This is a genomic window from Geothrix limicola, from assembly GCF_030268085.1.
Taxonomy (GTDB): domain Bacteria; phylum Acidobacteriota; class Holophagae; order Holophagales; family Holophagaceae; genus Geothrix; species Geothrix limicola.
This window is the reverse complement of sequence record NZ_BSDE01000003.1, coordinates 308,064-328,244: the sequence shown is the minus strand read 5'-3', so window position 1 is coordinate 328,244 and position 20,181 is coordinate 308,064. Positions and strand designations below refer to the sequence as shown.

At 69.2% G+C, this 20,181-nt stretch carries 17 protein-coding genes and 1 tRNA gene; 7 read left to right on the top strand and 11 right to left on the bottom strand.

Annotated features, from left to right (window positions below):
• The first annotated feature begins 27 nt into the window (after positions 1–27).
• From QSJ34_RS09395 to QSJ34_RS09385, 3 genes are read left to right on the top strand one after another with little or no spacing between them, the layout of a single operon-like run.
• On the top strand, positions 28–3,156 hold the full coding sequence (locus QSJ34_RS09395; RefSeq protein WP_285574316.1) for a DEAD/DEAH box helicase: 3,129 nt from the start codon (positions 28–30) through the stop codon (positions 3,154–3,156).
• Entirely contained in the window at positions 3,153–4,127 is a 975-nt protein-coding gene (locus QSJ34_RS09390; protein WP_285574314.1) for an SWIM zinc finger family protein, read from the top strand. The genes QSJ34_RS09395 and QSJ34_RS09390 overlap by 4 nt, the downstream gene beginning before the upstream one ends.
• Before the next feature lie 18 nt (positions 4,128–4,145).
• On the top strand, positions 4,146–4,520 hold the full coding sequence (locus QSJ34_RS09385; protein ID WP_285574312.1) for a RidA family protein: 375 nt from the start codon (positions 4,146–4,148) through the stop codon (positions 4,518–4,520).
• 95 nt (positions 4,521–4,615) lie between these two features.
• Here the strand turns inward: QSJ34_RS09385 and QSJ34_RS09380 are convergent, their stop codons facing one another.
• The 4 genes from QSJ34_RS09380 to QSJ34_RS09365 form a co-directional block, all read right to left on the bottom strand.
• Entirely contained in the window at positions 4,616–5,368 is a 753-nt protein-coding gene (locus QSJ34_RS09380; RefSeq protein ID WP_285574310.1) for a LytR/AlgR family response regulator transcription factor, read from the bottom strand.
• On the bottom strand, positions 5,365–6,471 hold the full coding sequence (locus tag QSJ34_RS09375; RefSeq protein WP_285574307.1) for a sensor histidine kinase: 1,107 nt from the start codon (positions 6,469–6,471) through the stop codon (positions 5,365–5,367). Before QSJ34_RS09375 ends, QSJ34_RS09380 begins: the two co-directional genes overlap by 4 nt.
• A 59-nt stretch (positions 6,472–6,530) precedes the next feature.
• Positions 6,531–7,073, bottom strand: a complete 543-nt coding sequence (locus tag QSJ34_RS09370) for a Spy/CpxP family protein refolding chaperone (RefSeq protein WP_285574306.1) — start codon at positions 7,071–7,073, stop codon at positions 6,531–6,533.
• 132 nt (positions 7,074–7,205) lie between these two features.
• Positions 7,206–7,682, bottom strand: coding sequence for a hypothetical protein (locus tag QSJ34_RS09365; RefSeq protein ID WP_285574304.1), 477 nt, complete (start codon positions 7,680–7,682; stop codon positions 7,206–7,208).
• A gap of 129 nt (positions 7,683–7,811) precedes the next feature.
• Here QSJ34_RS09365 and QSJ34_RS09360 point away from each other — a divergent pair, with 129 nt between their 5' ends.
• On the top strand, positions 7,812–10,682 hold the full coding sequence (locus tag QSJ34_RS09360; protein ID WP_285574302.1) for a PAS domain-containing hybrid sensor histidine kinase/response regulator: 2,871 nt from the start codon (positions 7,812–7,814) through the stop codon (positions 10,680–10,682).
• A gap of 28 nt (positions 10,683–10,710) precedes the next feature.
• On the opposite strand, the gene QSJ34_RS09355 is transcribed toward QSJ34_RS09360, so the two are convergent.
• The 4 genes from QSJ34_RS09355 to QSJ34_RS09340 all read right to left on the bottom strand — a co-directional run bounded on the left by QSJ34_RS09355 (position 10,711) and on the right by QSJ34_RS09340 (position 13,479).
• Positions 10,711–11,559: a transglycosylase SLT domain-containing protein gene (locus QSJ34_RS09355; RefSeq protein WP_285574300.1), complete on the bottom strand. Its 849-nt coding sequence runs from the start codon at positions 11,557–11,559 to the stop codon at positions 10,711–10,713.
• A 262-nt stretch (positions 11,560–11,821) separates the two neighbouring features.
• Positions 11,822–11,898, bottom strand: a tRNA-Pro gene (locus tag QSJ34_RS09350).
• A 17-nt stretch (positions 11,899–11,915) separates the two neighbouring features.
• Positions 11,916–13,052 (bottom strand): hypothetical protein, encoded by a 1,137-nt coding sequence (locus tag QSJ34_RS09345; RefSeq protein ID WP_285574298.1) that lies wholly within the window; start codon positions 13,050–13,052, stop codon positions 11,916–11,918.
• A 16-nt stretch (positions 13,053–13,068) separates the two neighbouring features.
• Complete coding sequence (locus QSJ34_RS09340; RefSeq protein WP_285574296.1) at positions 13,069–13,479, bottom strand: hypothetical protein; 411 nt, start codon at positions 13,477–13,479, stop codon at positions 13,069–13,071.
• A gap of 105 nt (positions 13,480–13,584) precedes the next feature.
• Here QSJ34_RS09340 and meaB point away from each other — a divergent pair, with 105 nt between their 5' ends.
• The 3 genes from meaB (at position 13,585) to QSJ34_RS09325 (ending at position 16,984) form a co-directional block, all read left to right on the top strand.
• Entirely contained in the window at positions 13,585–14,523 is a 939-nt protein-coding gene (gene meaB / locus QSJ34_RS09335; protein ID WP_285574294.1) for a methylmalonyl Co-A mutase-associated GTPase MeaB, read from the top strand.
• A 30-nt stretch (positions 14,524–14,553) separates the two neighbouring features.
• Complete coding sequence (locus QSJ34_RS09330; protein WP_285574291.1) at positions 14,554–15,726, top strand: hypothetical protein; 1,173 nt, start codon at positions 14,554–14,556, stop codon at positions 15,724–15,726.
• A gap of 73 nt (positions 15,727–15,799) precedes the next feature.
• The gene (locus QSJ34_RS09325) at positions 15,800–16,984 is read left to right on the top strand and encodes a methyl-accepting chemotaxis protein (RefSeq protein ID WP_285574289.1); all 1,185 of its coding nucleotides are present in this window, start codon (positions 15,800–15,802) and stop codon (positions 16,982–16,984) included.
• Here the strand turns inward: QSJ34_RS09325 and QSJ34_RS09320 are convergent.
• From QSJ34_RS09320 to QSJ34_RS09310, 3 genes are read right to left on the bottom strand one after another with little or no spacing between them, the layout of a single operon-like run.
• Complete coding sequence (locus QSJ34_RS09320; protein WP_285574287.1) at positions 16,981–18,207, bottom strand: aminotransferase class V-fold PLP-dependent enzyme; 1,227 nt, start codon at positions 18,205–18,207, stop codon at positions 16,981–16,983. The two genes, QSJ34_RS09325 and QSJ34_RS09320, sit on opposite strands and share 4 nt — an antisense overlap.
• Positions 18,204–19,571 carry a (Fe-S)-binding protein gene (locus QSJ34_RS09315; RefSeq protein ID WP_285574285.1) on the bottom strand — a complete coding sequence of 456 codons (1,368 nt, stop codon included), beginning with the start codon at positions 19,569–19,571 and terminating at the stop codon, positions 18,204–18,206. Before QSJ34_RS09315 ends, QSJ34_RS09320 begins: the two co-directional genes overlap by 4 nt.
• Entirely contained in the window at positions 19,561–20,178 is a 618-nt protein-coding gene (locus tag QSJ34_RS09310; RefSeq protein ID WP_285574282.1) for a hypothetical protein, read from the bottom strand. The genes QSJ34_RS09315 and QSJ34_RS09310 overlap by 11 nt, the downstream gene beginning before the upstream one ends.
• Positions 20,179–20,181 lie beyond the last annotated feature (3 nt).

Below are 20,181 nucleotides of genomic sequence, written 5' to 3'. Positions count from 1 at the left end.
CTACCGCCAAGCGACGGCCTCTCTCTCATGCTGAATCCCTTCATCCAGTACCGCCCCCAGGACCGCGGCTTCCTCCTCTGCATGCCGGAGGCCGTGGAGCCCGCCGAGTGGCTCCGCGCCCTCCGCACTTTGCCCGGGGAACTCCAGGGCCGCGAGCGCCTCACGCCCGCCAAGGCTCAGATCTTCCTCGCCGACGGCACCCTGGTGGAGATGCACGCCCTGCCCCTGCGCTGGCAGCGGGCCTATCCCTGGCTTTCATCGCTCGCCCTGCGCCCCGCCAATGCCGGGCCCACCCTCCGCTACTGGGCCATGGCCCTGCGCCTGCTCCAGTCCCTCGTCGTGCGCGGCGCCATGCTGCCCCAGCTCGATACCAAGGGCAGCCCCTGGAAGGCCCGCTGGGGCGTGAGTCTCACGAGCCCCTCGGACCGTGCGGCCCTGCGCCAGCTGGCGGAAGCCATGCCGCCCGCGGCCCTGGCCTTCCCCGAGAACGACACCTGGGCCTTCACCAAGACCGTCGGCCTGGGTGAGCTGGACGCCTTCGACATCGAGGACGACCTCGCCATGCCCCCGGCCGCCGACGCTGTGCTGACGGCCTTCCTGGAGGATGGCGCCGACTTCATCATGCGCTTCGTCTCGGGCGGCCTTAGGGCCGGGGACGATCCCCGTCTGGGCCTCATCCACCGCCTGCGGGGCCACAAGCGCGACCGCCTGCCCTGGGACGAGCGCATCATGGTGGCGCTCTCGCACCAGCTGCCGGAGTTCCCCACCACGGGCATCACCGAACGCACCCTGGGCGAGCAGCTGGCCCAGTGGAGCGAAGGCGCGCGGCCCCAGTGGCTGCGACCTAGCCTCCGTCTCGAAGCCCCGGACGTCCCCACCGTCACCCAGGCCGTGCAGGACGCGGATCGCCTCGCCGAGGAAGGCTGGATCCTCAAGGTGGGCCTCGAAACGGAAGCCGGCGCCGATATCGGCGTGGCCAAGCTCTGGGAGCCCTCCACCGAACCCGAGGTGCTGCAGGCCCGCCAGGTGCTGCTGCGCGGCCTCGCCCGCGCCGTGCCCTTCTTCCCGGCCCTGGAGCGCGCCCTGTCGGGCCAGAAGCCCGAAGACCTCGTGCTGCGGCCCACCGAGGCCTGGGGATTTCTCACCCGCGGCGCAGCGCAGTTAAAGGAGGCGGGCTTTCTCGTCCACGTCCCCGAGGGCCTCGCCGATTTCGGCGGCGCCAAGCGCCTGCGCGCCAAGGTGCGCCTGGGCGCCCGCAACGTGCTGGATTCCGCGCCCCTGGCCCAGGCGGGCCTGGAGGGCAGTGTCAGCGCCGACTGGTCGCTCATGCTGGGCGACGACGCCCTCAGCGTGGAGGATTTCGCCCAGATGGCGAGCCTCAAGCATCCGCTCGTGGCCTGGAAGGGCAAGTGGGTGGCCCTGGATCCCGAGACCCTCAAGCAGATTTCCACCGTGCTGCAGGCCAGTCGCGGTGCGGGTTTCGAAAGCATGACCAAGGGCGAGGCCCTGGCCGCCGCCCTCACGGGCACGGCCCGCATCCCCGGCGTGAGCGAGGCCATCGAAGTGGAAGTCGCCGGCGACTTCGGCGCGGCGCTCGAAGATCTCAAGGTCCTCCCCGACAAGCCCATCACCCAGCCCGCCAGCTTCCAGGGCCAGCTGCGCCCCTACCAGCTGCGCGGCCTCGCCTGGCTGGAGGGCCTGTCCCGCCACGGCCTGGGTGGCATCCTCGCCGACGACATGGGCCTCGGCAAGACCATCCAGGTGCTCGCGCTGCTGTTGCATCGCCAGACGCAAAGCCCCGAATTCGGCCCCGCCACCCTGCTCGTCTGCCCCACCTCGCTGCTGGGCAACTGGGAGCGCGAGCTCGCCAAGTTCGCGCCCAGCCTGCCGGTCTTTGTGCACCACGGCAACAACCGCGACCGCCTGCCCAACACCTTCAAAGCCCACACCCTCGTGCTCACCACGTACGGCGTCGTGCGTCGCGAGGAGGACACCTTCGCCAGCCGCCCCTGGGGCATGGTGGTGGTGGACGAGGCCCAGGCCATCAAGAACGCCGGATCGGCCCAGGCCAAGGCCATCCGCAAGCTGCGCGGCGCCTTCCGCCTGGCCCTCACGGGCACGCCCATCGAGAACCGCCTCTCGGAGCTCTGGGCCATCATGAGCGCGGGACTGCCCGGCTACCTCGGCAGCGAATCGCAGTTCAAGGAGCGCTTCGCCAACCCCATCGAGAAGTACCGCGACCCCGACGCCGCCAACGAGCTGCGTCAGCGCATCGGACCCTTCATCCTGCGCCGCCTGAAGAACGACAAGAACATCATCCAGGACCTGCCCGAGAAGCACGAGATGAAGGTCTTCACGACCCTCAGTCGCGAGCAGGCCGAGCTCTACCAGTACCGCGTCGAGAAGATGGACGAGGAGCTGGACGCCGTCACCGGCATCGAGCGCCGCGGCCGTATCCTCGCGCTGCTCACGCACCTCAAGCAGATCTGCAACCACCCGAGCCAGTTCCTCAAGGCCCAGGGCCCCTACCGCGGGCGCAGCGGCAAGCTGGACCGCCTCACGGAAATGCTGGAGGAGGTGGTGGAGGCCGGGGAACGCGCCCTCGTCTTCACCCAGTTCAAGGAGATGGGCGACCGCCTGCAGGTCCACCTGCAGGAGGCCCTCGGTTTCGAACCGCCCTTCCTCCACGGCGGCACCACCCGCGAAGGCCGCGACGAACTGGTGCGCAGCTTCCAGGAGGATCCCAACTCCTCGCCGGTCCTGCTGCTCAGCCTCAAGGCCGGCGGCGTGGGCCTCAACCTCACGGCCGCCACGCACGTCTTCCACTTCGACCGCTGGTGGAACCCGGCCGTGGAAGACCAGGCCACGGACCGGACCTACCGCATCGGCCAGACGAAGAACGTGCAGGTGCACAAGCTCGTCACCATCGGCACGCTGGAGGAGAAGATCGACGCCCTGCTGGAATCGAAACGGGACCTGGCGGACCGCGTGGTGGGCACCGGCGAAGGCTGGCTCACGGAGCTGGACGACGACGCGCTGCGCCGCCTCGTGGCCCTGGATCCCGACGCCGAACTGCTGGATGCGGATGAGGGCAACGGCGAGGAAGTGGCCGCACCCAAGCCCCTCAAACGGAAGGCCAAGGAGGTGGCCCCATGATCAGCCACGCCGACCGCTTCGGCGCCACCTGGTGGGGCCGCCTCTGGATCAACGGCCTCGAGAAGCTGGGCGACGACTACGAGAATCGCCTGCCCCGCGGCAAGAAGTACGCGGAGGACGGCCACGTCTCGCATTTCAGCGTGCAGCCCGGCGAGATCCAGGCCCGCGTCCACGGCCGCAAGACCTACAACGTGACCCTGGGCCTGCCCGCCCTCACCTCGGCCCAATGGGGCAAGGCCCTCGACCGCATCGCCCTCGAAAGCCGCTTCGTGGCCTCCCTGCTGGCGGGCGAGATGCCCCAGGGGCTCGACGAAACCTTCCGCGAGGCCGGCGCCAGCCTCTATCCGCGCGTGCCGAAGGAACTGCAGACCCACTGCGACTGCCCCGACTGGGCCAACCCCTGCAAGCACGTCGCCGCCGTCTGCTACGTCATGGCCGAGGCCCTCGACCGCGATCCCTGGCTGCTCTTCGATCTGCGCGGCAAGAGCCGCGACGAGGTGTTGCAGGCCCTGCAGTCGGCCCTCGACGCCGCCGCCGTGGCCGCACCGAAGAAGCGCGGGCGGCCTCCCAAGAAGAAGCTCACGGTCGCCGACCTCCTCCGCCAGGAGCAGGCCGAGCCCGAACCCTGGCGCCGCCTGCCGGAAGAGGCCTACGATGCGCTGCCCATGCCCCTTCCCGAGATCGCCATCCCCCGTGTGATCCCGCCGGATCCTTCGGTGTTCACGCAGCTCGGCCCCCTGCCCCACGCGCGCATCGAGACGAGCCTCTGCCTGGCCGCCCTCATGCACCGTACGGCCCAGTGGGTGCAGCAGCAGATCGAAGAAGGTCCGCGCCGCCTTGAGGATGTGGAGGGCGAGGCCGAACTGGAGCAGCCCGCATCCCCCTTCGACGCGCCCCTCCAGCCCGCGCCCAAGGCCAGCCGCAACTGGCGTCACAAGAAGCGGCGCTGGGGTAAAAAAGGCGGACAATAACCCGTTTCCGGAGTCTCCATGCGCACCATCGCCACCTCGAATGCCCCCGCCGCCATCGGCCCCTACAGCCAGGCCCAGATCTCGGGCAACCACCTCTTCACCTCCGGCCAGATCCCCCTCGTGCCCGAGACCATGGAGATGGTGACGGGCCCCATCGAAGGGCAGGCCGAACAGGTCCTGAAAAACCTCAGCGCCGTGCTCGCCGCCGCCAACACCGGCTGGGACCGCGTCGTGAAGACGACCGTCTTCCTCACGGACATGGCCGACTTCGCCGCCTTCAACGCCATCTACGAGAAGGCCCTCGGTGGCGCCAAGCCCGCCCGCAGCACCGTGCAGGTGGCCGCCCTGCCGCGCGGGGCGAAGGTCGAGATCGAACTCATCGCCGAGGTCTAAGGAACCTTCACCACGGAGGCACGGAACTCACGGAGGTTCACGGAGACATCTCTGTGTCTCTCTGATGGATCTTTAACGGGCGATGGCGAATCGATTCAGCCCAGGCCCAGGCGCGCCTTGAGCCCTGGCGCCGCGCCGCGGCTCACCTCCAGTTCGGCACCGCCACTGAGCCTCACGCGCAGGCGCCCGGAATCCCCCGCGCGCAGGCCCACGATGGCTTCGGGCCGGATGAGCAGGTGGCGGTGACCGCGGACGACGCGGGCGCCGAGGGCGGATTCCGCCTCGGCCAACGTCTTCCAGGTGGTGCGCAGGCGCTCGCCCGCGAAGGCCCACACGGCGTCCTCCTCGAAGAGGAAGTGGGTGGTCCTCGCCAGATCCACCAGCACCACGCCCTCGCCCGCCCGCACGGGAAAGCGGAAGGGCCCGGCGGGTCGCGGCACCGCTTCATGTCCGCCGCCGGTCTCGCTTCTGACATCGGTTCTGGCATCGGTCCTGGTCCGCAGCCGCTGCAGGGTGGCCGCCAGGCGTTCGGCCGTCACGGGCTTGAGCAGGTAGTCGGTGGCGGCCTGTTCGAAGGCCCGCACGGCGTGCTCGGCATAGGCCGTGACGAACACCACGGGGAAGGGGCGCGGCAGGTCCGCCGACACATCCAGGCCCGTGAGGCCGGGCATCTGGATATCGAGGAACAGGGCGTCCACCGCCTCGCCGCGGGTCAGCCAAGCCAGCACCGAGGGGCCGTCTTCCAGCTCGGCCACCACCTCGCAGCCCGCTTCGCGCAGCAGTCGCGTGAGACGCCGCAGGTTGAAGGGCTCGTCTTCGGCCACAAGCACGCGCAGGGCCGGGTTCATGCTTTCACCCTCAGGCGCAGCTCAGCGATGGTCCATTCGCCGTCGCGGTGGATCCGCAGGGCCCCGGCGGGCTCGCCCAGCAGGGCCAGGCGCTCCCGCAGGTTGCGCAATCCGAGGCCCGGGCCTTCGGTGGTCTCGGGCGCCGGCCCCGTGTTGGCGACACGCACGCACAGCGCTTCGCCTTCCCGACGCACCTCCACCTTCAGCGCGCCGCCGCCCACCGCCAGGGAGACGCCATGTTTCAGGGCGTTCTCCACCAGGGGCTGGATCATCAGGGGCGGCACCTCCAACGTATCGAGGGCCTCGGGCCAGTCCCAGGATTCGCGCAGCCGATGCCCCAGGCGGAGCCGTTCCAGCGAGAGGTGGCGCTCCACCAGCCTGCGCTCATCGGCCAGGGGGGCCCGCAGGCGCGAACCGTGCACCAGCAGGGCGCGCAACAGGTCGGCCAGGTTCACCAGGGCCGCCTCGGCGGCCACGGGATCCTCGCGCACCAGCTCCGTGAGCCCGCTGATGGCGTTGAACAGCACGTGGGGGTTCATCTGGCCCTGCAGCACTCGGGCCTGCGCTTCGCGCGCGGCGAGGCGGGCCGCCGCCTCCTGGAACTCGGCGCGTTCGCGGTCCGCCAGGATCCAACCCAGCAGCAGGCCGAAGCAGAGGTGCGCCACGCCGAAGGCCCAGAGCCGCGGGTGGATGGGGGCCCGCCAGATGCCCTCGTGGCGCGGTCCCATCGCGTGATGGGGACCGGCATGCTCGATCGAGTGCTCGATCGGGTGCTCCCTCGGGCCCATGTCCATGCGGGGGACCGGACCGGGTCCTCGGCCGGGGGGTGGTCCCTCCAGGGATCCCACCAGCAGCATGGTGCCCAGCGTCAGCCCCGCCATCCAGGGCAGGGCCTGGGCCGCGCCTCGCCACACGCTGGCGAGCGGCGCATCCGATCCTGTCCACTGCCAGGGCAGCGGGGCCAGCACCAGGAAGAGCGCTACCCACAGCGATGGGGCGAGCAGTTCGACGGGGCCCGGGTTCGGCAGCCCCATGAACAGGCGTGTGCCCACCCACACCACGCCAAACAGCAGTGCGGCGCCCCAGGTTCGGGGGCGCCGCATTCGCTGCAAGGTGGCCTGTAGAACGGCTGAAGCGCGCATGGTGCCTCAGGATACTTGGTTCAAGACGGCTTCACAGGCGGCGCGTCGGGGCCCATGCCCTCAGGCCCGGGGCCACCATGCCGGGAACCACCGTGCATGGGGCCGCCGAAACCCGGGCCCATGCCATGACCGTGATGGGGGGACATGCCCATGGGGTGCTTGTTGAACAGCGCCTTCTGATCGGCACTGAGGAGGGGCAGGATTTCCTGCCGCACGGCGCGGTGCTCCAGCAGCAGCTCGAACTGGGCGGCGGCGGCCGCGTCGTGCAAGGTGCGCAGGGTCTTGGCATCGGTGGCGTCGTTGGCCATCGCTTCGCCCAGGGCCTTGTGGGCCGCCCGAGCCTCTTCGCCCTTGGCCTTGAAGGCGGCCTGATGGCTTTCGTGGATGGCCTTCACCTTGGCCTGCTGGTCGGTCGTGAGGTTCAGGCCCTTGAAGCCGTGGCCCTCTCCCATGGGACCGTGCCCATGGGCAGGATTGGGGCCGGGCATCTGGGCGGAAAGGGCCCCGCCGATGGAAAGCACGGCCGCGGTCAGGGCGGCGATGCGAAGGGAGCGGATGTTCATGGGACCTCCTGGGGAAGGGACGGGTGGTCCGTCCACCCCATGAGATACCCCTTGGCGACCGACGGTGGCGCCGCGGCCGTGGAATGCAGATTCGGGCCCCCGAATGACAGATGCGGGGGGTCGAACGGGGGCCTACTCGCCTTCTTCGGTTTCGCCGATGTCTTCCTCGATGCCTTCCCAGCGGCGCCGTGCCCGGAAGGCGGGGTCCTTCAGGTGGCCCAGGAAATCCGTCATGCGCGGGCCCCAGGAGGAGGTCGCCACGCAACCTTCGGGCGCGTGGGACAGCAGGTCGGCCGGGGCCTCCTCCAGACAGAGCTGGGTGAGGATCAGGGCCTGGCGGTAGCTTTCCCCCACGGGCGTAAGGTTGGCGGCGAGGGTATCCAGGATCTCGGTCAGGGGCGCCTCTTCCGGCAGCTTCTCCGCCTCGGCTTCGATGAGTTCGACGGTCTTCAACCGGGCCGTGATCAGCTTCAGGTGCAGGCGCTCCAGCTCCCGCCGCGCGCCCCCCCGCGCCAGCGCGTGCGCCGCGTCCTCAAGGTGCGGGTGCAGCTTGCGGAAGAGCAGGGAGAGGGCGGTCTCCGCCGGGGTCATGGGTGGGGCTTCGGTCATGCCTCCAGCGTACCTCACAGACTCATGCCGGGATGCGTTTCCGCCGAAGGAAAAGCAGATGTACCGCTCGGAGGGGTTCATGGAATCGGCCGCTTGCCCGCAGCCCGCCCCCCGCCACGGGACCTCCTGATGCTGCACCCCCTGCTTCAGCAGCAGCTCAAAGGAACGGGTCTGGACGTCGGATCAGGCCCCGAGGCGCTCCAGCGGCTCCTCGAAAGCGTTAGCCAGTCCTACGCGGAGGCCGACCTGGACCGCGCCGCGCTCAGGCAGAGCCTGGCCCAGTCCAGCGAGGAGATGGACGGCCTGCTCGTGGAGCTGAAGCGCATTTCCGAAAGCCGCATCGCCGAAAGCGAACAGCGTCTCCGCGCGGTCATGGAGACCGTGCAGGAGGTCATCTTCCACACCAACGCGCGGGGCGAGTGGGTGTTCCTCAATCCCGCCTGGGAGGAGCTGACGGGATTCACCGTCGCCGAGACGCTGGGCACGTTCTATCTCGACGCCGTGCTTCCCGAGGACCGGGAGGCCGCCAAGGCCGAAGTGGTCGCTTCCCTCCGCGACCCCACGCGGGAGGCCCGCCGCGCCGTCCGCTTCCGCTCGAAGACGGGCTACCGCTGGCTGGAGGTCCACGCCCGCCCCCTGATCGATGCGGATGGCCTCATCACCGGCGCCAGCGGCACCCTCAACGACATCCATGACCGCCGCCAGGCCGAGGAGGAGATCCAGCGCCAGCAGCGACTCCTGTCGAGCCTCCTCGATACGCTGCCCATCAGCATCTTCCTGAAGGACGCCGAAGGCCGCTTCCTCTTCGTGAACCAGGAGACCTGCCGCACCCTCGGGCTCCCCGCCGAGGCCATCACCGGCCGCACCGACGCCGACATCTTCCCGCCCGAAAAGGCCGCCCGGCACCGCGCCGAGGATCTGCGCGTGTGGGAGACCGGCACGCTCATCACCAGCGAGGATCCCTTCGAAAGCCCCACGGGCACCCGCTGGTTCCTCGTGGGCAAGACCCTCATCCAGGCGCACTCGCGCAACGAACCCACCCTGCTGGGTTTCAGCCTCGACATCACCTCGCGCAAGTGGGCGGAGGACGAGCTGCGCAAGGCCAAGGAGCAGGCCGAGGCCGCCACCCGGGCCAAGTCGGACTTCCTCGCCAACATGAGCCACGAGATCCGCACACCCATGAACGGGGTGCTCGGCATGATCGGCTTCCTGCTCGACACGCCCCTCAATCCTGATCAGCGCGAGCACGCCGAGACCGTCCACGCCTGCGCCAGCGGCCTCCTCGAGATCATCAACGACATCCTCGACTTCTCCAAGATCGAGGCCGGCAAGCTGGACCTGGAGATCCTCGACTTCGATCTACGGGACTGCGTGGACGAGGTGCTGGCCATGTTCGCGGATCAGGCCGAAGCCAAGGGCCTCGACCTGGCCTGCTTCCTGGATCCCGCCATCCCGGCCTCGCTGCGCGGCGATCCCGGCCGCATCCGCCAGATCCTCATCAACCTCGTGGGCAATGCCATCAAGTTCACGGGCGCGGGCTCGGTCATCCTCCGGGCCCGCGCCGGCGCACGCGAGGGGGACCACCTCGAACTCGCCTTCACCCTGGAAGACACTGGCATTGGCATTCCCGAGGACGCGCAGGCCCGCCTGTTCAGCCCCTTCTCCCAGGCGGACGGATCCATGACGCGCCGCTTCGGCGGCACGGGACTGGGCCTGGCCATCTGCCGGCAGCTCCTCACCCTGCTGGGCGGCGACATCCGCGTGGACAGCCGGCCCGGCGCGGGATCCACCTTCCATTTCTCCCTGCGGCTGGAAGTGGACCCCCTCGCCCGCCCGCGACCCAACCGCCTGCGGGGCGCCAGTGTCCTGTGGGTGGGGCCCCCCAGCGCCACGCGCGACACGATGGTGGCGCAGATGGAAGCCATGGGCCTGGTGCCCACCGTGCGCTCCACGGCGGCCGGCCTGAATCCCAGTGCCTTCCAGATCGTGATCCTGGAAGAGGAGGCGCCGTCCTCCTGGCCGGTCCACCCTCCCACCTGCCTGCGCGTGGTTCCCTGGTCCCTGCCGACCCGCCACACCCTTTCGGCGGCGCAGCTGGTCCGGCCCATCCGGCAGCGCCCCTTCCTGGCCGCCCTCGAAGGCGCCCTGGGGTTCACGCCGGAGGCCCTGCCAGCCGAACCAGCAGCGGCCGAGCCCCTCGCCCTGCCCCGCCAGGGCCGGATGCTGGTGGTGGAGGACAACGCTGTGAACCAGAAGGTGGCCGTGCGCTACCTGGAGCGCCTGGGCTACCGCGTGGACGTCGCGGCCAACGGTCTGGAGGCCCTGGAGGCCTGCGCCCGGCTGCCCTACGACCTGATCTTCATGGACTGCCAGATGCCCGAGATGGACGGCTTCGAGGCGACGGCGGCCCTGCGCGCGCGGGAAGACGGTCACGCGGCCCGGCGCATCCCCATCATCGCCCTGACGGCCCACGCCATGGCCGGCGAGCGGGCCCGCTGCCTGGCGGCCGGCATGGACGATTACCTGACCAAGCCCCTCCGGTTGGACGAACTGACGCGAGTGATCCAGCATTGGATGCAGGAGCCTGCCATGTGCACACCATCCAAGGGCGATGCCAATGCTTTCGACGGGGACGCCGCGAATCTGCTGGACTTGATGACGCTCCAGAACCTGGTGGATCTGGATGATGGCGGCTCGGGCCTACTGTCCGAGATGATCACCATCTTCCGCGAGGACACGCCACGCCGCATCCAGGACATCCTGCAGGCGGCCGCCCGCGGGAACGCCCTGGAATTCTCCCATGCCGGGCATGCCCTCAAAGGCGGGGCCGGCGCCCTTGGCGCCCATGCCATGCGCAGCTTCGCGGCGGATCTGGAGGCCCTGGGACGCAGCGGCTCCACGGATGCGGGGCTTGACCTGTCGAGGCGCCTCGAAGACCTCTTCCAGAGCTCCCTGGCCGCCCTGGACGCCTACGTGGCGAGCCTCCCGGCCCGGCCCTGAGGACGACCAGTCATGAGAACGGCTGGGCTCAGGGCCCGCCGAAGGGACGGACGCCCGACGCGCCCTTGGGCGGGGGCTGATCGCTGATCTGGATGCGGCCGTTGGCATCGGTCCACTGGTAGATGCGCGTGGAGGCCCGCTGCTGGGGCGTGGGTTCAGGCACGGTCTTCTCTTCGTCCACCTTGAAGCCGCCCCGGCCCTTCTGCAGCAGGGACATGCTGCCCGCCAGCTTCGGATCCGGCTGGACGGCCTTGCGGTGGTAGAGGTCGAGAACCTTGGGCACGTAAGCCTGCGTTTCCCGGAAAGGGGGAATGCCCTTGTGCCGGTTCACGGCGCCTTCCCCGGCGTTGTAGGCCGCCACCACGCGGATCAGGTCGCCGGAATAGTAGTCGTGGAGCCATTTCAGGTACTTCACGCCGCCCTGGATGTTCTGCCGGGGATCGAAGGGATCCACCACGCCGAAGCGCTCAGCCGTCGAGGGCATGAGCTGCATCAGGCCCAGGGCCCCGGCGCGGGAGCGCGCCTTGTAGTTGAAGGCGCTTTCCGCCTGGATGATGGCCCGGGCGAGGTGGGTGTCCACCCCTTCGACCTGGGCGATCTCATCGACCAGTGCGATGAGCTCCGGGCTCCGCAGGGCCTTCGCCATTTCCGCGGGCGTGACCGCGAGGCGCACCTTGCCCACGCCGACGTGCTTGAGCACCAGTCCCTGGCCCTTCATGTAGGCCGGCGGCAGGTTGTTGATCACCAGGCGGCCCTGCTTGTCCCAGTAGGTGTAGAGATACGTGTTCCCGGGCCGCACCGGATCCCGCGAGGCCTTCGGCATCCCGGCGGTCAGGCACAGGGCGAGGGCGGGCAGGATCAGTCCGGGACGCCACATGGAGCTTCCATGATAGGTCCCATCGGCCGCGGAGCCTAATTCATGAGGGGCAATCCCCTTTCGATGTCTGCATCACCCTGGAAGGACAGGCCCTGCGCGCAATTTGACCCCGACTCACGCAGGCGGGATTCGAACGCGTCCGGCTGCGCCGTCCGCCGGTCTTGCTCGCGACAGCGCACCGCGCTGTCTCCGCAAGCCCACTCGGAGGTTCGAATCCTCCCGGGTCATTTCGAGAAAAAAGGGGGCCACGCGGCCCCCTTTTTGGTCGGGGCGAGAGGATTCGAACCTCCGACCCTCTGCTCCCAAAGCAGATGCGCTACCAGGCTGCGCCACGCCCCGAAGGAGTCAGGATACCGCTACTTGCCGCCGATGGCGACGGCGCGGAGGTTGAGACCGGCGCGCTGGAGGTCGAAGATCTTGGCGGCGAGGCCGACGAGCAGCTGGGTTTCCATCTCCTCGCGGCCACGCTTGGTGGCGCCCGCGGGGGGAAGGGCGGTGATGTCGGCGGCGGTGCGGGTCTTGGACCAGTTCAGGTCCATGGCGAAGGAGACTTTCTTATCCTGGCTGGCCAGTTCGCCGGCGACGTTGGACATGCGGCCGTCGCCGCCGTAGCCGACCCGCAGCCAGCCCGGGCCTTCGAAGCCGCGGCTGCTGTTGTTGATGTTCACGGACTGCAGGCGGTTTCCGGCCCCGTAGGAGAAATCCATGCGGGTGTGCACACCCTGCTCGTCGTTGCGGAAATCCAGGCGCACGGGCTGCTTGGTGGCCTTGTCCACGGCCACCTCCAGCTTGCCGCGCTTCCAGAAGCCTAGGCTCTGGGCCAGACTCTGCTCGCGCTTCTTCGCGTCCCAGCCCTGGGTGGGGGCATTGAAGACGAGCCGCTGGACGGCATGGCCGTCGATGGTGTCCTCGCCGGCCAGGCTGGCCTGGAAGGTGGGGGCGTCGATGTAGACGGCCTTGATGTCGTTCAGGGTCTGGCGGAACCAGGACATGTAGGTGAGGGGCGCGTCGGAGGCCGCCAGGTCCACACGGGTGGTGTAGGCGTTCTGCTCCTTGCTGTAGATGAAGCCCCGGTTGCCGCGGCGCGTGTAGAGGATCGTGCCGAAATCGCCGGCCAGGTCCGTCTTGAAGTCGCCGTTGGCGAAGTAGGTGCCGTGCACGCGCAGGTTGGCGGCGCCGCCCTGGCTGTTGCCCTTCACCGCGCCCTGACTGAGGCTGTCCACCTTCTGGTTCACGAGGGCGCCGCTGAGCGCGATTCCGAGGGTGCCCTGCATCTCGACGGAGGAGATGCCCTGGTAGGGCTGGCCGAACCAGGCCGAATCGATGGCATCCAGCGTTTCCCGCAGGGTCCTGCGCGCAGCTTCGGACTCAGGCGTGGCCTTCGGGGCCGCTTTGGGCGCAGCCTTGGCCGGGGCCGGCTTGCTGGCCTTGGCGGGCGCCTGGGCCGGAAGCAGGGTGGCTACGAGCAGAAAGGGGAGGGCGGAAGGACGCATGCAAAACCTCTGGGCATCAACGATGAGGATGTCGTGGGCTGGACTTTGGTTCCGGCCGCTCCTTGGCGAAGCAGGCCCGGCAGAGGGCCTTGGCCGGATCCTCGGGCACGAAGGGCAGGTACTCCTGGGCCCCGCATGCGGCGCAGGTGATGTGGGTGAGGATGCGGGCCGCATCCTTTCCGCCCTTGCGCTTGTAGACGAAGGAACGCCGGTAGCAGTCCGGGCACAGGTAGAACTTCTGGCCCGTCTCGACGCGGAAGTGCATGCCGCAGTCGGCGCAGATCTTCTCCCGGGGGGCCTTGGGATCCGGTGCCGCCACGGGGGCCCGCTTGGTCAGCAGGACGGGTGAGGGTTTCGGAGCCTGATCCGGAACCGCATCCCCGCTCGGGGGATCGTTCGCTGATTTGGATCCTTTTTTCATTGTCATGCTTCCAAGGCGGCCAGAGCCGAGGGATCAGGGTACCCCATCCGGCCCTAAGCTGCGAATTGGGGCCCGCGAGTTGGGGGCCCCGAAGTCTGGCATCCTGGGCACATGACCCAGCATTCCGACCTCCTGGAGCCCCTGCGCCGCGGCGAGCACCGGGCCCTGGGCCGGGCCATCTCCTGGATGGAAAACGGCCACCCCGGCGCCCGCGGCCTCATGGCCCGGCTCTGGCCCCACCTGGGGCGGGCATCCGTGATCGGCATCACGGGTTCCCCCGGTGCCGGCAAGAGCACCCTCACGGACCGCCTGGCCCGGGCTCTGCGCGCCGAGGGACAGCGGGTGGGCATCCTCGCGGTGGATCCCACCTCGCCCTTCAGCGGCGGTGCCATCCTGGGCGACCGCATCCGCATGCAGCGCATCGCGGCCGATCCCGGCATCTTCATCCGCAGCATGGCCACCCGCGGGGCCCTGGGCGGCCTGGCGCGGGCCACCCAGGACGCCATCGACCTGCTGGATGCCGCGGGCTTCGACACGATCCTCGTGGAGACCGTCGGCGTGGGCCAGGACGAGGTGGACGTCGTGAGCTGCGTCCAGACCTGCTGCGTCGTGCTGGTGCCGGGCATGGGCGACGAGATCCAGGCCATCAAGGCCGGGATCATGGAGGTCGCCGATCTCTTCGTCATCAACAAGGCCGACCGCGACGGGGCCGACCAGGTGGAGCGCGAACTCGAGGCCATGAAGTCGCTGGCCATGCCCAGCGGCTGGGATCCGCCCGTGCTGCGCACGGTGGCCCAGCAGGGCGAGGGCGTGGCCGAGCTGCTGGCCCAGGTGCGCGAGCACGAGCGCTGGCTGCGGGCCCATGGCGGGCTCGCACGCAAGGCCAAGGAGCGCGCCCGGCTCCGCTTCGAATCGCTGCTCGCCGAGGCCGCCCTGCGCCGCGCCAAGCAGCAGGCCGGGCCGGACAGGGTGGAGGCGCTCGTCCAGGGCATCGCCGACCGGGCCCTGGACCCCTACACCGCCGTGAGCGAAATTCTCGGCGAAGTTTGAGTCTCTGGCCCGTGTCCCGATAGGGCAGTCATGGGGACACGCAACCTCAACAAGGACGAGCCGGAGGCCATCCGCATGGTCTTCCAGCGCCTCTGCGAAGGCGAGGAAAGCGTGCGCCTGACCTTCGGCCAGCTGAGCGGTGAATTCAAGGTGCTGGCCGAGGCGCCGGACCGCATCATCCTCGGCATCTCCGACGTGGAACGCGGCCAGTGGCGCCTGAAGCCCGGCGCCAAGCTCACCCTGAAGCTGGTGGACCGGGGCCTGCCCTACGAGGCGGTGGTGGATTTCGAGGGCCACGGCAAGCTCCACGGCATGGAGGCCGGGCACATCGCGATGCCGCGGCTGCTGCGGGCCATGGACACGCACCGGTTCGCGGAATTCGTGCCGGACCGCCCCCTGCCCTGCCCCTTCGCCGATCAGCACAGCAACGTGAAGGATGGCTTCGCCCTGGCCTTCGGCGAGGACGGGCTGGAGCTGGCGCCCCCCGAAGGCACCCAGTCCCTCAGCGACCTCCTGAGACTCAACGCCGCCTCCACGGTCGAGCTACGGACCACGCCGACGGAGCGCATGGTCCTCGAGGTGCGGGTCGCCTACTTCACCGACAGGGCCTGGGGCCTGCGGCTCAGCGACGGCGCCGACCGCCTGGCCGTGGGCCAGTACCGCCAGTGGCTGATGGAGGCCCGCCACCAGCAGGCCAACCGGGACCGCGCCCGCTTCAGCCCGGGCGGGCTCGAATCGCCCCGCCTGCCAGGGCGCAGGGAGGTCCTCCTGCCCACCACCAGGCCCAAGCTGATCGTGGACCGCGATCCCCTCGTGCTCGTGCTCGCCGAAGGAGAGGCCTTCCCCGCCCGCCTCGCCGAGGCCATCGGCCGCAAATTCGGCGTGGCCGCCCTCGACCTGGGCCCCGGCCCCCTCAAGCCGACCCTGGCGGACCTGGGCGTCGATGGCCAGACCTGGGGGCGCATCCGCCTCGTCATGATCCATCACCTGCTCCGCTCGGGCACGGCCCTGGAGCGCTGCCGTCGCACGGTCCAGGAGGAGGCCTGCCCCCTGCCCATCCTCATTGCGGGCACCGAGGAGGAATCCGATCTGAAGCGCAACCGCGCCGCGGCGGCCGGGGCCGTGGACTACCTGGTGGTCGATCCCTTCCACGTCCTGGCGGTCCTGCGCACCCTCGACGAGACCCTGAAACTCTTTGGCTGAACTTCAGAGGAGGCCGGGGGCATCCGATGCAGGGGGGTGGCCGATGGTTGTCCCCACCTCAAAGGAAATCCGCATGTCGTTATCGCAGCGCCTGAGTGTCCGGGGCAAACTCCTCCTGATGCTGATGCTCCCCCTGGGGGGCTATGCCTACTTCAACCTGCATGAGGCCTGGACAGACTTCCAGGCGCTCCGCGTGCAGGGCCTGCTCGCCAAGGGGATCGACCTGGGCCACCCGCTCTGGCGCTCCTTCGTCTTCGGACTCCTGATCTCCTTTGCCGTCTGGGTGATCACCTTCGTCGTGGTCTACCGCCTCAGCCTCTGGATCACTAAGCCCCTGAAGGCCCTCGCCAGCGGCCTCGAACAAAGCGACCTCACCCTGCAACTGGAGGTCGAAAGCGCCGACGAGATCGGCCAGGCCGCCCGTGCCTTCAACGCCTACAACACCCGCCTGCGCGGCGTCTTCCAGAACCTAACGGGATCCTCGGGCGCCGTGGCCAGCGGGGCGACCCAGCTCTCGGCCTCCAGCGAGGAGATGGCCACCACCAGTTCGAGCCTGGCCGAGAACTCCGTGGCCCAGCGCGCCGCCTTCGAGCGCGTCGCCGCCGCCGTCACCCAGCTCTCCGCTTCAATCGACCAAGTCTCGGGCAACATCCGCAGATCACAGAAGGAATCCGAAGCCGCCGTGGCCGCCGTGAACCAGGGCACCCAGGCCGGCGGCGAAAGCGCCCAGGCCATGGATGACATCCGCGAATCCACGGTCCGGATGGTGGCCGCCGTCCGTCTCATCCAGGACATCGCGCGGCAAACCAACCTGCTTTCGCTCAACGCCGCCATCGAGGCCGCCAAGGCCGGGGCCATGGGCAAGGGCTTCGCCGTCGTGGCCGAGGAAGTGCGCAAGCTGGCCGAACGCAGCGGGGCCGCCGCGCGGGAGATCGGCGAACTCATCGAGCGCAGCAACGCCTCCGTGGACCGCGGCGCCGAGATGGTCGACGCCACCGTGGCGGCCCTCGGCACCATCGATACGAACATCCAGGGCCTCGCGGCCATGATCCTCGAAGTGGGTGCCGCCGCCGACGAACAGGCCCGCACCAGCACCGAAGTGGCCGAGCAGGTGGATCAGAACCTGGGCCGCGTCGCCCACAACGCCACCGCCACCGAGCAGATGGCCCGCACCGTGAGTGAAGTGGCGCGCACCGCCGCCGAGCTGGCCCGCGTCGCCGAGGACCAGAACCAGCTCGTCGGACAGTTCAGGGTCTAGGCGCTCGTCGTCTCCAGCTTCGCGGCCCGGCGCCTGCGCCCGGCTGCGATCTCGCGCACGCCCTCGATGGCCGCCTCGATGTGCTCGGCGTGATTGAAGGCGCCGATGCCGAAGCGCACGGCGCCGTGGATCGCCGCCGTGCCCAGGTGCTCGTGCACCATGGGCGTGCAGTGGAGGCCCGTGCGGCAGGCGATGTTGTGGTCCACGTCCAGCATGGTGCCCACGTCCGCTGCCTCCATCCCCTCCACGTTGAAGGAGAGCACGCTGATCCGCTCGCGGCCCGGGATGTCCTCGGCGCAGTAGAGCCTCACGCCCTCGATCTCCCGCAGGGCGTCCCGCAGGCGCCGCCACAGGACCATCTCGTGGTGGTGGATCGTCGAAAGCCCCAACTCGTTCACCCACCGCACGCCCGCGTTCAGGCCCGCGATGCCCGGCAGGTTGGGCGTGCCGTACTCCATGCGGTAGGGATACTCGTCCAGGTGCTGGCGCTGGATGCTCTTCACGCCCGTGCCGCCCGCGCGGGTGCGGCGCACCTCCACGCCCTCGCGCACGTACATGCCGCCGATGCCCATGGGGCCCATCAGGCTCTTGTGGCCCGTGAAGCAGACGATATCGGCGTTCAGCTCATCCATCTTCACGGGCACCATGCCTGCGCTCTGGCTCACGTCCAGGATGAAGCGAATGCCGCGCTCGCGACATGCCGCGCCGATGGTGGCAGCGTCCTGCACGGTGCCGATGACGTTGGAGGCATGGTTCATGACGCAGGCCTTCGTTTCGGGCCTGAAGCGGCGGATGACCTCGGCGGGATCCACGTAGCCGGTCGCGTCGAAGTCCACCCAATCGACGGGACTGCCCTCCTGCTCCAGCTTCCAGAGGGGCCGCAGCGTGGCGTTGTGCTCCAGGTGGGTGGTGACGACGTGATCGCCGGGCTGGAGGCTGCCCCAGATGGCCAGGTTCAGTGCGTCCGTCGAATTCAGGCCGAAGACGAGGCGGTTGGGATCCGTGCCCCCGAAGAAATCGCAGAGCAGGCGCCGCGTGTCGTCCACGAGGGAACCCGCCTCCAGGCAGAGGTCGAAGCCGCTGCGTCCGGGATTCACGCCCGCCGAGCGGTAGAAGGTGTCCATGCGCGTGTAGACCTCCTGCGGCTTGGGGAAGGAGGTGGCCCCGTTGTCGAGGTAGATCATCTTCACTTCGGGCGGAATCGGAAGGTGGAGCAGGGTCATGGCTGGGCCTCCGCGAATGTGGGTGTAGACGAGGGAGTGGACGTGGGCGGGACGAGGGCCGCGGCGACGAGTTCCGCCACGGTCTTGATGTGAACCTTCAGCTGGTATTCCTTGTTCAGCTCACTGAGTTGATCGATGCAGTTGTGACAGGGGGCGGCCACCACCTTGGCGCCGGTGGCGCGGATCTGATCCGCCTTCATGCGGCCCGCCTTCAGGCGCCGGTTCCGGTATTCGGACATGGCCAGCTGGCCGCCGCCCCCGCCGCAGCAGTAGTTCTCGATGCCTCGCGGTGCCATCTCCGTGAAGGTGTTCACGGCCCTGCGCAGCACGCGGCGCTGGGGTTCCGAAATGCCGCCGTGGCGCACGAGGTTGCAGGGGTCATGCAAGGTCACGGGCTGGGTGTTCTTCGTCGGATCGACCTGGATGCGGCCTTCGTCCAGGTACTGATCCATGAGTTCGAGGATGCTCACGACGGGAAAAGGGAATGCGGATTTGAGCCACTCGGGCCCCATCCAGCGCGCGCTCTGGTAGCCGTGGCCGCATTCGCCGATGACCAGCACCTCGCAGCCCAGCCGCGTCATGGCGTCCGTGAGGTTCTTCACGATGGCCGCGGCCTGGTCGTCCTCGCAGGTGAACAGCGCATAGTTCGTGAGATCCCAGCCCGCCTCGCTGGCCAGGGTCCAGTCCTCCTTGGCCGCCCAGAAGACCTTGGCGCTGGCCTGCAGGGAGAGCGGGAAGAACTTGGCCTCGCGGGGATTCACCGTGAAGAGGCAGCGCGCGCCCTGCTTGTCCACGGGGATCCGGGCCTGCGGATCGCCCGTCTCGGCCTGCAGTTCTTCTTCGATCCACTCGAGGGTCTCCACCCACTCCTCGCGCTCGATGGCCATGTTGTTGCCGTGCCTCAGGCTGTTTTCCACGTTGGCCTGCAGATCGTCGGGCACCAGGCCCATGGCGCCGAGCGCCCGCCGCGCCGCGCGGAACAGCGCGGGCATGGGGATGCCGATGGTGCAGTTGAGTGAGCAGCGCCCGCACAGCGAACAGCGGCCGAAGACCGCATCCACCCAGGCGCGGGCCATGTCGCGGTCGAAGCGCTTGGCGCCCACCAAGCCCGGCGCCACGCGGCCAAAAGTCGTGTAATGGGCGCGGAAGACGCTCGCGATGTGATCCAGCTTGCGGCCCGGCACGTTCTCCAGCCTGGGTTCGGCGCGGTGGTAGTGGCAGCTGTCCGCGCAGAGACCGCAGCGGACGCAGGCGTTCAGGAAGCCCGCCTCGGCCTCTTTGAGATGTTCGCGGAAAACCGCCAGCCCCTTGGCGAGGGTCTCGTCCGTGAGGGCCTCCAGCTTCTGATCCAGTTCAGCGGACATGGGCGCCTCCCGGCGGAAAGACGCCCCGGCGGCCGAAGAAGGCCCCGAGGTGGCGGCGCGCCACAAAGAAGAAGAGGCAGTGCCGGATCTTGCCGAGGGGCACGTAGATCAGCAGCAGCATGGCGCTCAGCATCCAGGCCGTAACGGGCCCTGTGAGGGCCAGGGCCACGAAGGCCGTGGCGAGCAGGTTCGATACCACGTCATCCGGGTGGGAGAGGCGGCGTAGCTCCGGCTTCAGGAGGCGCTTCAACAGCAGCCCGAGACCGCCCAAGACACCCAAGCCAAGGAGAATCCGGGCTCCCATCAGGATGCGGCCGGGCAGCGCCACATCGCACAGGGCAAGCAGCAGCAGGCCCAGGGCCGTGAAGATGCCACCGTGGTAGGCCAGGCCCGCGAAGTACGAAGGCAGGTGCTCCCGCACGCTCTCCTTGGCACCGGGGCTCATGGCCCCCGTGAAGGCGTAGCGCACGCCCGCGGCCGGGTCCCCGGCGGGGGCCGCGTGGAGGGCGCGCGATCCGTAGGCACGGGCCTCGGCTCGCAGCAGGACGAGACCCGCCACGGCCCAGGTGGCCGAGGCGAGCACGCCCAAGGTCAGCACGACAGACATCGA